We start from the raw sequence: 13,729 nt of genomic DNA on the forward strand, positions 1-13,729 counted from the left end.
GGATTGGAATGGGATTGGAAGTTGACATCATTTTTAAAATCGCCGGGGTTGGCATTGTTGTAGCCTTTTTGCATACAGTCCTTGACCAGGTTGGGAAAAAGGAGTATGCGCAATGGGTCACGTTGTTCGGGTTTATTTATATCCTGTTCCAGGTAGCCGTCATCGTCGATGGCCTTTTTCAAAAAATCAAGTCGGTCTTTTTGTTCCAATAGAGGGGAGGGCTATCCAATTGAGATTTTAAAAATTGTCGGCATTTCCCTTACAGCCACCTTCCTGGCGATGATACTAAAGGAACAGAAGCCGAATTTTGCGTTTCTCCTTATCCTATTTACCGGTTGCATGATTTTCCTTTTCCTCGTGGATAAAATCTATGAAATTATCGCGATGATTGAACGGATTGCCGCGAATGCGAAGGTGAATCTTGTCTATGTCGAGACAATCCTGAAAATTATCGGAATTGCCTATATAGCTGAATTCGCGGCCCAGGTCACCAAGGATGCCGGCCAGGGCGCAATTGCCTCGAAAATTGAACTTGGAGGAAAAATCATCATCCTCGCGATGGCCATTCCCATTTTGACCGTCCTGATTGAAACGATCATCAAGCTTTTACCAAATTAGCCGAAGGGCCCCGTATTGCCGAGGTGGAAACATGAAGCAATTTACTTGCCAGGCCGCAGTAGCATTCCTATTCATCTTTTTTGTATTTTTGCCTGAAGCACACGCGTCTCCTACAGCCAAGCCGGCGCTTTCTGATGAATTGGCCGATGCACAGCTGGAATCGATCGACATGTCGGAACTGATGGGTTTTTGGAATGGCATTTCGGATAAGTATGGAGGATTTCTGCCGGAAAGCCAGAAAGGGAGCCTTTATGATTTTCTTAAGGGTGACAAACAGTTTTCTCTTAAAGAGTGGGGGAAGGGATTTTTGAAATTTGCTTTCCAGGAATTCATAGCCAATGGCAAGCTCCTTGGTTCCCTGATCCTGCTAACTGTTTTTAGCATGTTTTTGCAATCACTGCAAAATTCCTTCGAAAAAAGCACGATTAGCAAGGCGGCGTATGCAATCGTATTTATGGTTCTTGTTATCCTCGCATTGAACAGCTTCCATATCGTAATTGAATTTGCCAATGAAACAATCAGGACTATGACGTCGTTTATCCTGGCGCTCATTCCTCTTCTGCTTGGATTGATTGCTTCATCCGGGGGGGTTGTCTCAGCCGCGTTCTTTCATCCAGTCGTCCTTTTCCTGATGAACACGAGTGGTGTGCTCATTGAGCATATCGTCCTGCCACTTTTGTTTCTATCGGCTTTGCTTAGCATTGTAAGCGCCATGTCCGACCAATATAAGGTGACCCAGCTCGCAAACCTGCTGCGAAACTGGAGCATCGGCCTTTTGGGTATTTTTCTCACCGTTTTTCTTGGCGTTCTGTCCGTACAGGGAGCTTCGACCGCAGTGTCGGATGGCATCGCGATCAGAACCGCGAAATTTGTGACCGGGAACTTTGTGCCGGTAATTGGGAGAGCGTTTACTGACGCGGCCGATACAGTCATTGGAGCATCGGTGCTTTTGAAAAATACAGTTGGGCTAGCCGGGGTGGCCATTTTGCTCATCATCGCGGCTTTCCCCGCTATTAAAATCCTGATGATTGCGTTCATCTACAAATTTGCGGCCGCGATCCTGCAGCCATTAGGCGGCGGCCCGATTACCTCCTGCCTTGACACGGTCGGCAAAAGCATCATCTACGTATTTGCTTCTCTTGGGATTGTCTCCCTAATGTTCTTCCTATGCATCACCGTAATAGTGGCGGCTGGAAATATAACGATGATGATGAGGTAAAAGGAGGAATCGGCATGGGATTTTTAATAGAGTGGGTTACCAATATCATTATTTTCATTCTGTTGGCAACAGTCATTGATATGCTTTTGCCGAACTCTTCCATGCAAAAATATACGAAGATGGTGACCGGCCTTCTTCTGATCGCGGTGCTCCTGGGCCCCGTGCTAAAGATAATATCAGGGGATTTTGAAAATGCAATCCTCTCGCTTCCAGCATTGCAGGAGGCGGGCGGAATGGAAAATAGCAAAAAATTAATAGAAATGAAGAAAAAAGAAATACAAGCGTCCCAGCAAGCATATATTTTAGAACAAATGGCTGTCCGACTGAAAAAGGAGGCCGAGGAGGAGTTGATGGAACGGTATGGTTTCCGGATTGCCGGGGTTGAAATAGATGCCGGAAAAAAGGACGGGCAGGGCATTCCGAATTCCATTAAAAAGGTAGCGGTACTGCTTACAGATCGGGAAGATAGCCGGCATGCCAGGACGGTCGAAGCCGTCGTCATCAGCGTATCATCCCCGGCCAAGAAAAATGTCAATGAAGAACTGCGGCAATCGGTAGCCTCATTTTTAGCGGAAAAATGGAGTGTCCCTGAAAGTTCGCTGGAGGTTGCCATCGAAGGGGGGTGACGAGGGTGGTGAAAAATAAACACAGCCCGGTTGAATGGCTGAAAAACAGGCTGTTTGGCGGACAGCCGGCGGAAAAAAAGACGAAGTACCAGTATATGGCCCTTGTGCTCTGTATCGGGGCCGCCTTTATGCTGATTGGCAATTTGTTTTTTCCAGCAGGGAAGGACAGCGAAACCGTTCTTGAAACAACCGCCGTACAAAACGGTGGGGATGTCGCTGCATTTGGACAAAAACAAACGTCAAGAAAATCAGCCTTGACCGATTATGAAAAAGTTTATGAAAGCCAGCTGAAGGATGCCCTTGAGGACATGCTTGGGGTGGGAGAAGCAACCGTGATGGTCAACCTGGATTCCACCGAGTCGAAGGTTCTGGAAAAAAATACCGTTACAAAAAGGCAAATGACAAATGAACGCGACCGTGATGGAGGGACAAGGGAAGTCGAGGATGCTTCAGTCGACGAACAGCTAGTCATCATCCGTAATGGCGAAAAAGAAGAACCGATCGTCCTTGAAACAAAAAAACCGGAAATACGCGGAGTTCTTGTCGTTGCCAAGGGTGCGGATAACATAGAAGTGAAGAAACGGATCATTGAAGCGGTCACCAGGGCGCTCGGGGTGCCAAGCCATAGGGTCGCGGTGATGGCCCAAAAAAATTAAGGGGGAAAAAAGAATGCTATTGAAAAAACAGACCGTTTGGCTTTTGACGATGCTAAGCCTGGTTATCGTTTTATCGGTTTATTATATTACATCGGAACCGCAGGGTGAGGATAATTTCGCCGCTGCCGGCGAAAAGGCAAAGGATGGGAAGAGCGAGAAAAAGCAGGCTGCAACAGCTGAAACGGATGGTAAAACAGTCATTACCGAAGCTTCGGCGGATGAAGGTTTTGCAACAATGCGCCTAAAGCTGACCGACCAGCGCAATGAAATGAAGGAAGAACTTGAAGCTTTGGTTGGGACCACCAACCTTCCTGAGAGCAAGAGAAGCGAATACCTTGATAAAATAGATGAATTGAAAGAAATCGGATACAAGGAAGAAATCCTTGAAACGCTGCTAAAATCGACAATGGGCTATGAGGACGCGCTTGTTATGGCTGACGGCGGAAATGTCAGGGTTACTGTTAAATCGAAAAACGGGCATTCCGCGCAAGCAGCCAACGAAATCATCCAGCTTGTAAGGAACGAAATCGGCTCAATGGCGGTCACTGCCGTGGAATTCAAACCAGCAAAGTAACAGCATGTAATCCGGAGGTTATTTCCTTTATGTTCCTCTGATAATTATTCCTGGAAGACTCCCTGTGCCGAGCGCGGATCAATAACAATATAAGAACCACACTTCGTGGTGAAGAACCAATCAATGAAAAGCCGGCAAATTGCTCGGCTTTTTCTAATTAAATAAACAGTTTCCAACTGCGTGGCGGCGAGGTTTTATTTTTCCCGCAAAAAAGTTTACAATAATAGAGTGGATGTTGTACCATGTTTCAATATTGAATTTTGATAAGGTATTATCGTATAGTATTAATATCTAGTCATAATTACTAAGGAGTGCTGAAACTGTGTTAAAAGTACAGGAAATTCGTGAAATAATTAAACTAATAGACCAATCAAGCATTGATGAATTTGTTTATGAAACAGAAGGATCCAAAATCAAAATGAAAAAACATGCCCAGGAGGTAGCTGTCCAACAGCAGCCGATACAGGTAGTCCAGGCAGTTCCTGCCCAAGCCCAGGCAGCCCCGGCAGTCCAGGCCACGGCTCCAGCCCCTGCGCCGCAGGCTCCCGCAAAACCGGCTGAAACTCCTGTGGAGAACAGCCAGGAAGGCCTTCATAAAATTGTTTCCCCGATGGTTGGGACTTTCTATCAATCCCCTTCACCTGATGCCGATGCATATGTGAAGCCGGGTTCAAAAGTAACCCCTGACTCAATTGTATGCATCGTCGAAGCCATGAAGCTCTTCAACGAAATTGAAGCGGAAGTTAGCGGAGAGATTGTTGAAATCCTTGTCAAAGATGGGCAGCTAGTCGAGTACGGCCAGCCGTTATTCCTTGTAAAAGCGGCCGGGGAGAGATAAGAAGCATGATTAAAAAAATATTGATAGCAAACAGGGGGGAAATCGCGGTTAGGGTTGTCCGCGCCTGCCGCGACCTAGGCATTGAATCGGTTGCCGTTTATTCCGAAGCGGACCGCGAATCCCTTCATGTACAGCTGGCAGACGAAGCATATTGTATTGGTCCTACTTCATCAAAGGAAAGTTACTTGAATTTTACAAATATCATTTCGGTAGCGAAGCTCACAGGCTGTGATGCCATTCATCCTGGCTACGGCTTCCTGGCCGAAAACGCCGCCTTTGCGGAGCTATGCCGTGAAGTCAATATCATCTTTATCGGTCCTAGCCCCGAAGCAATCAGCAAGATGGGCACAAAAGATGTTGCCCGCGAAACGATGCGGGAAGCAGGGGTACCGATTGTTCCCGGTTCTGCCGGCATAATTAAGGATATTGATGACGCCATTGAAATCGCCGGGCAAATCGGCTATCCGGTCATCATTAAAGCGACTGCGGGCGGAGGCGGAAAAGGCATCCGGATCGCAAGGGATGAGCAGGATCTCATTAAAGGGATTAACATCACCCAACAGGAAGCAATGACTGCGTTCGGCAATCCTGGAGTCTATCTTGAAAAGTTCATTGAAGACTTCCGCCATGTGGAAATCCAGGTTTTGGCCGATTCCCATGGGAACACAATCCATCTTGGCGAAAGGGACTGTTCCATCCAGCGGCGCCTCCAAAAGCTGCTGGAAGAGACGCCATCGCCCGCGCTTGATTCCGAAATGCGTGAAGAGATGGGAAATGCCGCGGTCAAGGCTGCAAAAGCGGTTGATTATACAGGCGCTGGTACGGTAGAATTTATTTATGATTACCGTGACAGGAAATTTTATTTCATGGAAATGAATACACGGATCCAGGTTGAACATCCGGTTACTGAAATGGTAACGGGAGTCGATCTTATTAAAGAGCAAATCAAGGTTGCTTCAGGCGAAAAACTGGGCATGAACCAGGAGGATGTAACATTTACAGGCTGGTCCATCGAATGCCGGATCAATGCCGAAAATCCTGAAAAGAATTTCATGCCGTCCGCTGGAAGAATCAAAATGTATCTCCCTCCTGGCGGAATTGGAGTTAGGGTTGATTCAGCCGCGTATCCGGGGTATACAATTCCCCCTTATTATGATTCAATGATAGCGAAAGTCATCACGTATGGAAGCACCCGCGAAGAGGCGATTGCCCGTATGAAAAGGGCTCTTTCGGAATTCGTCGTCGAAGGCATCCATACTACGATTCCTTTCCACCTAAGGCTTCTTGATCATGAGAAATTCGTGGGTGGGGAATTCAATACAAAGTTCCTTGAGCTGTATGAAGTGATGAAATCCTAGATCTACCTGGAGGTGTCTGGAATGTATGAAAACAGTGTTTTGGAAATGAATGAAGGCATGGGCGGGCATGGCAAGGTGGAAATCGCGCCCGAGGTTATCGAAGTAATCGCCGGAATTGCAGCATCCGAGGTTGAGGGCGTTTCCTCCATGAGGGGAAATTTTGCCACTGGGGTCGTTGAACGCCTAGGCAAGAAGAACCATGGCAAAGGCATTAAAGTTGAACTGACGGATTCAGGAATCAAGGTTGACGTATTCTGTACGATGAAATTTGGCGTTTCCATCCCTGCTGTGGCGCAAAAAGTCCAGGATAATATCCGCCAAACACTTCTGAATATGACAGCGCTTGAAGCCGAAGAAGTCAATATTCATATTGTCGGCATCCAGTTTGAGAATCAGAAACAGGAAACTCCGGAAATCGAACAGGAAATGTAATCAGGCGATGGCCGGGGTGTAAAATAAAAAAGGGGGAACCGGGGCAACCTTGCTGCTGGTTCCTTTTTTTGCTCGTTCGCACTGCATTCGGAAGAGGATTATGCTATTATTTCCTTGGGGGAATCCGAACAATTCATACTTGGAAAATGTGCGAAATTTGTCCGAATTGTATTTATCTTTCTAAAAGGAGCTAATTGTATAATGAAGAGAAGGACAGCAAGAGAAAAGGCACTTCAGGCGCTTTTTCAAATCGATGTAAGTGAGGCTGACCCGGCGTCTGCAATCGAGCATGTGCTTGAAGGTGAAGCCCCCGATCCGTATCTATCCAGGCTGGTGAACGGCGCGGTCGAACAAAAGCAGGACATTGACGGGCTTATTGGCAAAAATCTTGAAAAATGGTCAATGGAAAGGCTGGCCGCGGTTGACAGGAACCTGCTTAGGCTAGGTGTGTATGAATTGAAATATTGCTCTGATGAAGTGCCTGCCAATGTGGTTTTGGATGAGGCTATCGAAATAGCCAAGCTTTATGGAGATGATCAATCGAGCAAATTCATTAATGGTGTCCTATCAAAGGTAAAACAGGAATTGGTTTAACTTTTGGTCATGATGGTCTTCTCTGCGACTAAGGAGGAATCGGGATGGTAGCAAAAGTAATCGACGGGAAAGAGATTGCGAAGAAAAAAAGGCAGGAAATTGCAAGTGAAGTCCGGGCGCTAAAAGAAGAAAACATTTTTCCGGGGCTTGCGGTCGTACTTGTCGGAAACAACCATGCTTCAAAGACGTATGTCAACAATAAGGAGAAGGCGTGCAGGGAGGCCGGGATTGAATCATTCCTTATCGCCCTCCCTGAAGAAGTAAGCCAGGAGGAGCTGCTTCGGGAAATCGCCGAGCTGAATAAGCGCGAAGATGTCCATGGCATTCTCGTCCAGCTTCCTTTGCCGGACCATATCGAAGAAAAAAAGGTGATCGAAGCCATCTCACCGGAAAAGGATGTGGATGGGTTCCACCCATTGAATATCGGCAGGATGATGACGGGCCAGGATTCATTCCTTCCCTGCACACCATATGGCGTAATGGTCATGCTTGAGGAAACTGGGATTGAAGTATCCGGCAAGCATGTCGTTATTGTAGGAAGGAGCAATATTGTCGGCAAGCCCGCGGGACAGCTTTTCCTGAATAAAAATGCGACTGTTACATATTGCCATTCGAGAACGAAGGATCTGGAATACCATACAAAACAGGCGGATATCGTTGTCGCGGCTCTCGGGAAGCCGAACTTTATCCGTTCGAACCATATTAAAGAAGGCGCTACGGTCATTGATGTAGGAATCAACAGGGATGAACATGAAAAACTTTGCGGCGATGTACATCCGGAAGTCGCTGAAAAAGCAGCCTATTTGACTCCGGTTCCTGGGGGAGTCGGCCCAATGACAATAACCATGCTCCTTTTTAACACCTTGAAGGCTGCAAGGCAGTCAAAAGCTCTTAGCAAAGCATAAGCCCGGAAAGTATTCCGGATTTTCATTCGATCAATAATTTGCCCTGGTCCATTGAAGTTGGATTTCTTGCCCGTGACGGATGGGGAATCTAAACTTATAATGGAATAGGGCGTTTTTCTTTTATAAAAGTTAGTTGGTACTTCATCGAATGTTTGTATAGATGATTGGAGCGGAAGGTGCCGACTCCTCGAAAACGCTAACGCGTTTCCTTCGTGCGTGGGCAAATTCGAAGATGCCATTCAGTGTCCTGCGGGAAAAGCTGGCCAGGGGAGACCCCGCAGGCATGTGTTTAGCCGAGGAGGCTGCCGGACTGCCCGCGGAAAGCGAAGCGCCTGTAGCGTAAATCACAAATTTACAAATGCATCACATAAATTTCCAGAAGAAAGTATGGCAGGGAGTTTTAATCATGCAGGAAACAAACCGTTATGTAACCGTTACTGCACTGACGAAATACATAAAACGAAAATTTGATGCCGACCCGCATCTCCAGGATATTTTTATCAAGGGTGAAATATCAAACCTTAAACAGCACTCCAGCGGACATATTTACCTCACCCTTAAGGATGAACGGTCGAGAATCCTCGCTGTTATGTTCGCGGGCAACGCACGGGCGATGAAATTCGCGCCGGAAAATGGAATGAAAGTCATCGTTAGAGGCGAAATTTCTGTTTATGAAGCAAGCGGCCAATACCAGGTTTATATCAAGGAAATGAAACCGGACGGAATTGGAGAGCTATTCCTCGCCTATGAGCAGCTTAAGAAGAAGCTGGAAGCGGAAGGCCTGTTCCGACGGGACAGGAAAAAACCCCTTCCGCCATTCCCGAAGACAATTGGTATAATAACTTCTCCGACAGGTGCCGCGATACGGGACATCATAACCACAATTAAAAGGCGCTATCCGATTGGAAAAATGATCGTGTACCCTGCTCTCGTCCAGGGTGACAATGCGGGAAAATCAATCGCCGAAGCAATCCGGAAGGCGAATATGGCTGGTGATATCGATGTCCTGATTGTCGGAAGGGGCGGCGGCTCGATTGAGGAGCTATGGGCCTTCAATGAAGAACAGGTCGCAAGAGCGATTTTCTCTTCCGCCATCCCGGTCATTTCAGCTGTAGGCCACGAAACGGATTTTACCATCTCTGACTATGTGGCTGATTTGCGGGCGCCAACACCAACCGGGGCCGCCGAGCTTGCCGTCCCTCACATTGAGGAACTGCTGGAGCGCGTCCTTCAGCGTCAGACAAGGCTTATTAGGGCCATGAAGGAGAGGCTAAGCTTTCAAAAAGGCCGCTTTGAGCGGATCCAGCGATCTTACGCGTTCCGCTACCCCCGCCGCCTGTATGAACAAAAGCTTGAACAACTGGACAGGCTGACGGAAAACCTATACCGGGGCGCCGGACGGCTTGCGTTAGTAAAAGAAGAACAATACGGCAATTTAGCGAGGCGGCTGAAAAGGAATAACCCCGTTCAGCTTCTCAGCCAGGCCGGGCAAAGGCATGAACGTTCCGAAAAGGAACTGCTAAGGGCGATGAATCAAATCCTTCTCGGGAAAAAAGCGGAATTCGGCCGGGCCCTTGCTTCTTTCGAGGCGCTCAATCCACTGAAAATCATGGAACGGGGCTACAGCCTTGCATATACGGAAGATAACCGGTTGATCAAACAGATTGGACAGGTAGAACGGAATGACAGAGTGACTATCCAGTTAACGGATGGAAGCCTTTTATGCAGGATAGAGGACAAACGGGAGGTCGATAAAAATGGCTGAGGAAAAAAAGCTGACTTTTGAACAAGCCATGGACGAGCTTGAACGAATTGTGGAACGGCTTGAGGAAGGGGATGTTCCCCTGGAGGAGGCGATTTCCTTCTACAAGGAAGGAATGGAGCTTTCAAAATTGTGCCATGATAAGCTGAAAAATGTTGAAGAACAATTGGCCCAAATTATCACTGAAGACGGGCGGAAAGAAAGTTTTTCCATTGATGGGGAGGAATAGAAGTGGGGAAAGGACTTTTGGACGAAGCGACATTTAAATACAGGCAGCTGTTGGAGGAAGAACTCCGTTCATCAGTCCGGAAGCTGGAAGCGCCGGCTTCACTAAAGGAAGCCATGCTGTATTCACTAGAAGCAGGCGGGAAGAGAATCAGGCCCTTGCTTGTCTTCGCAGCGATGGACGCCTTCGGGAGGAATCCCGAGGAGGGAGTGGCCGCCGCAGCCGCAATCGAAATGGTCCATACGTATTCGCTGATTCATGATGATCTTCCGAGCATGGACGATGACGACCTAAGAAGGGGAAAACCAACGAATCATAAAGTATTTGGGGAAGCAATGGCCATTCTGGCAGGCGATGCCCTATTAACTTACAGTTTTGAACTCCTTGGAAATATGCGGGCCAGCGCGGACGCCAAACTTAGGCTTGTAATGGGTTTGGCAAAAGCCGCTGGGGCTTCCGGAATGGTAGGAGGGCAGGCTGCTGACATGGAAGGCGAGGATAAAGAGCTGACACTCGAACAGCTCGAAGCCATCCATATTAATAAAACAGGCAGGCTTCTTACTTTCAGTGTCCTCGCCGGCGCCATATTGTCGGATGCCGATGAGGAGAAGATTGGAATGCTTACCCGGTTCGCTTTCCACCTTGGCCTTGCGTTCCAGATTCGGGATGATATCCTCGACCTGGAAGGGGAAGTCGGCACGATAGGAAAACCTGTTGGAAGTGATACCGCCAATCACAAAAGCACCTATCCAAAGCTCCTAACACTAGAAGGGGCGAAGAATGCACTTGAATCCCACATTCAACGGGCGAAGGATGAACTTGAGCAAACAGGGCTTGAGACAACCCTGCTCCTTGAAATTACCGAGCTGATCGCCACGAGAAACCATTAAGCGAGCCAATTTGAGCGGCAAGCCTAAATATGGTACAATCGAGCATAAAGTTAACACTGACCCTGTTGCCGTTATCACGACCGTGCTAGCGGCATATTTTTTACTCGGTAAAGCGGGAGCGGAATTAGGGAAATAATAGGTTAAATTTCGATATTTCCTTGAGGATTCCTCCCGTTCCTTTATAATAAAAGGGGTTAATGTAATTTTGGCGAATATGCAATGAAAGCGAGTGATCCTAATTGGATCTGACATCCATAAAAGATCCATCCTTTCTTAAAGGGATGACAAACCAGCAACTTGAAAAGTTAAGCAAGGATATCCGCCGGTTTCTAATCGAGAAACTATCGGTTACGGGTGGGCATATCGGCCCTAACCTGGGGGTGGTGGAATTAACAATCGCCCTTCATAAAGCGTTCAACAGCCCGAAGGATAAAATCATATGGGATGTCGGACATCAGTCCTATGTCCATAAAATCCTCACTGGCCGGGCGTGTGAATTTGACACCTTAAGGCAATTTAAAGGGCTTTGCGGTTTTCCAAAACGTTCCGAAAGCGAGCATGATGTATGGGAAACCGGCCATAGTTCCACGTCGCTTTCGGCAGCGATGGGGATGGCTATCGCGCGAGACCTGAAAAAAGAAAAAAGCTATATCCTTCCGGTAATTGGTGATGGCGCGTTAACGGGAGGCATGGCCCTTGAGGCGCTGAATCATATTGGCCATGAAAAGAAAAATATGATCGTTATCCTGAATGACAATGAAATGTCCATTGCCCCAAACGTAGGGGCGCTTCACAATGTTCTTGGAAGGCTAAGGACTTCCGGGAAGTATAACGGGGTAAAAGACGAACTCGAGCTTCTTCTAAAGAAGATTCCAGCAGTGGGCGGCGTGCTTGCGGCGACTGCCGAAAGAGTAAAAGACAGCCTGAAGTATATGCTTGTTTCGGGCATGTTTTTTGAGGAATTGGGTTTTACCTATCTTGGACCGGTGGATGGCCATAATTTTGAAGATTTATTTGAAAATATCGCCTTTGCCAAGAAAACCGAAGGGCCAGTCATAATACATGTAATTACAAAAAAGGGGAAGGGCTACCATCCAGCGGAATCGGATAAAATCGGTACATGGCACGGTACTGGGCCTTATAAAACTGAAACCGGCGATTTCGTCAAGCCATCCTTTTCTCCTCCATCATGGAGCGGGCTTGTCAGCGAAACAGTCCGCAAAATCGCCAGGACCGATAATCGGGTCGTGGCTATCACCCCTGCTATGCCTGTCGGATCAAAGCTGGAAGGGTTCGCCAAGGAATTCCCTGACAGGATGTTTGACGTCGGAATTGCAGAACAGCACGCGGCAACAGTCGCTGCTGGGCTGGCTTCACAGAATATGAAGCCTTTTCTCGCTATTTATTCCACCTTCCTGCAGCGGGCCTATGATCAGGTTGTCCACGATATTTGCAGGCAAAATCTGAATGTGTTCATCGGTATAGACCGGGCTGGGCTGGTAGGCGCAGATGGGGAAACCCATCAAGGCGTATTCGATATCGCCTTTCTCCGCCACGTCCCGAACCTTGTGCTCATGATGCCAAAGGATGAAAACGAAGGCCAGCATATGGTTTACACCGCGTTATCTTATGACGATGGGCCAATCGCCATGAGATTTCCGCGCGGCAATGGAATCGGGGTCCAAATGGATGATTCATTCAAGGCCATTCCAATAGGAACTTGGGAAGTATTGAAGGACGGCCGCGATGCCGCCATTCTCACTTTCGGCACGACAATTCCAATGGCAATGGAAGCCGCAGCCGAAATGGAAAATAAGGGCATTTCCGTTAAGGTGGTAAATGCCAGATTCATTAAGCCGCTCGATGAGGAAATGCTTGCAGGTATCCTTGAGGATGGCATGCCGATCCTTACAATTGAGGAAGCCGTCCTGCAAGGGGGATTCGGCAGCAGCGTCATCGAATTCGCGCATGACCATGGATATTTTAAAAATGTTATTGACCGGATGGGGATTCCGGATAAATTCATCGAGCATGGCAGCGTCGACAAGCTGCTTGATGAAATCGGCTTTACAGTCGATTCAGCCATCAGCCGCCTGTCAATACTTGCGGCGAAGAAGCAGCAGAGGGCGTAGAGCATGAAAGCGAAAAAAGAACGGCTTGATGTCCTGCTTGTCGAAAGAGGACTTGCGGAGACACGCGAAAAAGCGAAGCGCGCTATTATGGCGGGCCTTGTGTATACAAACGAACAACGGCTTGATAAACCCGGTGAAAAAATAAGCATCGATTCGCCGTTGGCCATCAAAGGGAACGTCCTTCCTTATGTAAGCAGGGGCGGGCTGAAGCTAGAAAAAGCCCTGCGGGTTTTCAATGTTGATGTAACAGGCAAAACGATGCTGGATATCGGTTCTTCGACCGGAGGCTTCACGGATTGCGCGCTCCAGAATGGCGCCAAAATGTCCTATGCGCTGGATGTCGGCTATAATCAGCTTGCCTGGAAGCTCCGCCAGGATGAACGGGTTGTTGTGATGGAGCGGACGAATTTCCGCTACGTCACTCCCGCCGACCTTAAAGAAGGGATGCCTGATTTCGCGACCATCGATGTATCATTCATTTCCCTTTCCCTTATCCTGCCGGTGCTAGCGACATTGCTGGTACCATCAAGTGATGTGATTGCGCTTGTAAAACCCCAATTCGAGGCCGGGCGGGACCAGGTGGGGAAAAAGGGGATTGTACGGGATGAAAAGGTCCATATCGCGGTGCTCGATAAAACAATCCGGCTTGCCCTGGATTCGGGTTTCAATGCGGCCAGCCTTTCATGGTCCCCGATTACAGGAGGAGACGGAAATATCGAATTTCTCCTCCACCTAAGATGGGAAGGGGAAGGTATGGGAGGAAAAAACCTTCTTGCCGTCACTCCGGAAGAAGTCGTCAAAGCGGCCCACGCTGACCTGAAAACTAAACACAGGGAAGAAGAAGGATAGGCAATCGCTTATCCTTTTCTTTTCCTTTGCGGCAAGTTTACGTTTTTGGT

At 47.9% G+C, this 13,729-nt stretch carries 17 protein-coding genes; all 17 read left to right on the top strand.

Translation table 11 applies throughout. The features are described 5' to 3' along the window. Positions 1–8 precede the first annotated feature (8 nt). Positions 9–212, top strand: a complete 204-nt coding sequence (spoIIIAC, locus tag DRW41_RS19645; protein ID WP_053367087.1) for a stage III sporulation protein AC — start codon at positions 9–11, stop codon at positions 210–212. Further along, positions 169–618: a stage III sporulation protein AD gene (gene spoIIIAD / locus DRW41_RS19650; protein ID WP_115453732.1), complete on the top strand. Its 450-nt coding sequence runs from the start codon at positions 169–171 to the stop codon at positions 616–618. The genes spoIIIAC and spoIIIAD overlap by 44 nt, the downstream gene beginning before the upstream one ends. Before the next feature lie 31 nt (positions 619–649). Then, positions 650–1,837, top strand: coding sequence for a stage III sporulation protein AE (gene spoIIIAE / locus DRW41_RS19655; RefSeq protein ID WP_115453733.1), 1,188 nt, complete (start codon positions 650–652; stop codon positions 1,835–1,837). Between the two features lie 14 nt (positions 1,838–1,851). Then, positions 1,852–2,463: a stage III sporulation protein AF gene (spoIIIAF, locus tag DRW41_RS19660; RefSeq protein ID WP_115453734.1), complete on the top strand. Its 612-nt coding sequence runs from the start codon at positions 1,852–1,854 to the stop codon at positions 2,461–2,463. A 5-nt stretch (positions 2,464–2,468) separates the two neighbouring features. Then, the gene (gene spoIIIAG, locus DRW41_RS19665) at positions 2,469–3,119 is read left to right on the top strand and encodes a stage III sporulation protein AG (protein WP_342772006.1); all 651 of its coding nucleotides are present in this window, start codon (positions 2,469–2,471) and stop codon (positions 3,117–3,119) included. A gap of 13 nt (positions 3,120–3,132) precedes the next feature. After that, positions 3,133–3,693 carry a SpoIIIAH-like family protein gene (locus DRW41_RS19670; RefSeq protein ID WP_115453735.1) on the top strand — a complete coding sequence of 187 codons (561 nt, stop codon included), beginning with the start codon at positions 3,133–3,135 and terminating at the stop codon, positions 3,691–3,693. 322 nt (positions 3,694–4,015) lie between these two features. Then, positions 4,016–4,531 (top strand): acetyl-CoA carboxylase biotin carboxyl carrier protein, encoded by a 516-nt coding sequence (gene accB, locus DRW41_RS19675; protein WP_115453736.1) that lies wholly within the window; start codon positions 4,016–4,018, stop codon positions 4,529–4,531. 5 nt (positions 4,532–4,536) lie between these two features. Further along, positions 4,537–5,889 (top strand): acetyl-CoA carboxylase biotin carboxylase subunit, encoded by a 1,353-nt coding sequence (gene accC / locus DRW41_RS19680; protein ID WP_115453737.1) that lies wholly within the window; start codon positions 4,537–4,539, stop codon positions 5,887–5,889. Positions 5,890–5,910: 21 nt separating this feature from the next. Next, positions 5,911–6,321 (top strand): Asp23/Gls24 family envelope stress response protein, encoded by a 411-nt coding sequence (locus DRW41_RS19685; RefSeq protein WP_115453738.1) that lies wholly within the window; start codon positions 5,911–5,913, stop codon positions 6,319–6,321. A gap of 201 nt (positions 6,322–6,522) precedes the next feature. Then, positions 6,523–6,915 carry a transcription antitermination factor NusB gene (gene nusB, locus DRW41_RS19690; protein WP_115453739.1) on the top strand — a complete coding sequence of 131 codons (393 nt, stop codon included), beginning with the start codon at positions 6,523–6,525 and terminating at the stop codon, positions 6,913–6,915. Positions 6,916–6,959: 44 nt separating this feature from the next. Next, positions 6,960–7,820: a bifunctional methylenetetrahydrofolate dehydrogenase/methenyltetrahydrofolate cyclohydrolase FolD gene (gene folD / locus DRW41_RS19695; protein WP_115453740.1), complete on the top strand. Its 861-nt coding sequence runs from the start codon at positions 6,960–6,962 to the stop codon at positions 7,818–7,820. A 160-nt stretch (positions 7,821–7,980) separates the two neighbouring features. Then, positions 7,981–8,163, top strand: a complete 183-nt coding sequence (locus DRW41_RS19700) for a hypothetical protein (protein ID WP_115453741.1) — start codon at positions 7,981–7,983, stop codon at positions 8,161–8,163. 63 nt (positions 8,164–8,226) lie between these two features. Next, entirely contained in the window at positions 8,227–9,585 is a 1,359-nt protein-coding gene (gene xseA, locus DRW41_RS19705; RefSeq protein WP_115453742.1) for an exodeoxyribonuclease VII large subunit, read from the top strand. Beyond that, positions 9,578–9,811, top strand: a complete 234-nt coding sequence (locus DRW41_RS19710) for an exodeoxyribonuclease VII small subunit (RefSeq protein ID WP_115453743.1) — start codon at positions 9,578–9,580, stop codon at positions 9,809–9,811. The genes xseA and DRW41_RS19710 overlap by 8 nt, the downstream gene beginning before the upstream one ends. A gap of 2 nt (positions 9,812–9,813) precedes the next feature. After that, the gene (locus tag DRW41_RS19715) at positions 9,814–10,698 is read left to right on the top strand and encodes a polyprenyl synthetase family protein (protein WP_245959506.1); all 885 of its coding nucleotides are present in this window, start codon (positions 9,814–9,816) and stop codon (positions 10,696–10,698) included. Positions 10,699–10,937: 239 nt separating this feature from the next. After that, positions 10,938–12,830: a 1-deoxy-D-xylulose-5-phosphate synthase gene (dxs, locus tag DRW41_RS19720; protein ID WP_115453744.1), complete on the top strand. Its 1,893-nt coding sequence runs from the start codon at positions 10,938–10,940 to the stop codon at positions 12,828–12,830. A gap of 3 nt (positions 12,831–12,833) precedes the next feature. Next, a complete protein-coding gene (locus tag DRW41_RS19725; protein ID WP_115453745.1) occupies positions 12,834–13,679 on the top strand; it encodes a TlyA family RNA methyltransferase in 846 nt (281 codons plus the stop codon). The last annotated feature ends 50 nt before the right edge of the window (positions 13,680–13,729 follow it).

The organism is Neobacillus piezotolerans, assembly GCF_003362805.1.
Lineage (GTDB): Bacteria > Bacillota > Bacilli > Bacillales > Cytobacillaceae > Bacillus_D > Bacillus_D piezotolerans.

Excerpts from the sequence above, each read along its gene's own strand:
- spoIIIAC (WP_053367087.1), top strand. The coding sequence starts at position 9 with ATGGGATTGGAAGTTGACATCATTTTTAAAATCGCCGGGGTTGGCATT.
- spoIIIAD (WP_115453732.1), top strand. The coding sequence starts at position 169 with ATGGCCTTTTTCAAAAAATCAAGTCGGTCTTTTTGTTCCAATAGAGGG.
- spoIIIAE (WP_115453733.1), top strand. The coding sequence starts at position 650 with ATGAAGCAATTTACTTGCCAGGCCGCAGTAGCATTCCTATTCATCTTT.
- spoIIIAF (WP_115453734.1), top strand. The coding sequence starts at position 1,852 with ATGGGATTTTTAATAGAGTGGGTTACCAATATCATTATTTTCATTCTG.
- DRW41_RS19670 (WP_115453735.1), top strand. The coding sequence starts at position 3,133 with ATGCTATTGAAAAAACAGACCGTTTGGCTTTTGACGATGCTAAGCCTG.
- accC (WP_115453737.1), top strand. The coding sequence starts at position 4,537 with ATGATTAAAAAAATATTGATAGCAAACAGGGGGGAAATCGCGGTTAGG.
- DRW41_RS19685 (WP_115453738.1), top strand. The coding sequence starts at position 5,911 with ATGTATGAAAACAGTGTTTTGGAAATGAATGAAGGCATGGGCGGGCAT.
- nusB (WP_115453739.1), top strand. The coding sequence starts at position 6,523 with ATGAAGAGAAGGACAGCAAGAGAAAAGGCACTTCAGGCGCTTTTTCAA.
- folD (WP_115453740.1), top strand. The coding sequence starts at position 6,960 with ATGGTAGCAAAAGTAATCGACGGGAAAGAGATTGCGAAGAAAAAAAGG.
- DRW41_RS19700 (WP_115453741.1), top strand. The coding sequence starts at position 7,981 with ATGATTGGAGCGGAAGGTGCCGACTCCTCGAAAACGCTAACGCGTTTC.
- xseA (WP_115453742.1), top strand. The coding sequence starts at position 8,227 with ATGCAGGAAACAAACCGTTATGTAACCGTTACTGCACTGACGAAATAC.
- DRW41_RS19710 (WP_115453743.1), top strand. The coding sequence starts at position 9,578 with ATGGCTGAGGAAAAAAAGCTGACTTTTGAACAAGCCATGGACGAGCTT.
- DRW41_RS19725 (WP_115453745.1), top strand. The coding sequence starts at position 12,834 with ATGAAAGCGAAAAAAGAACGGCTTGATGTCCTGCTTGTCGAAAGAGGA.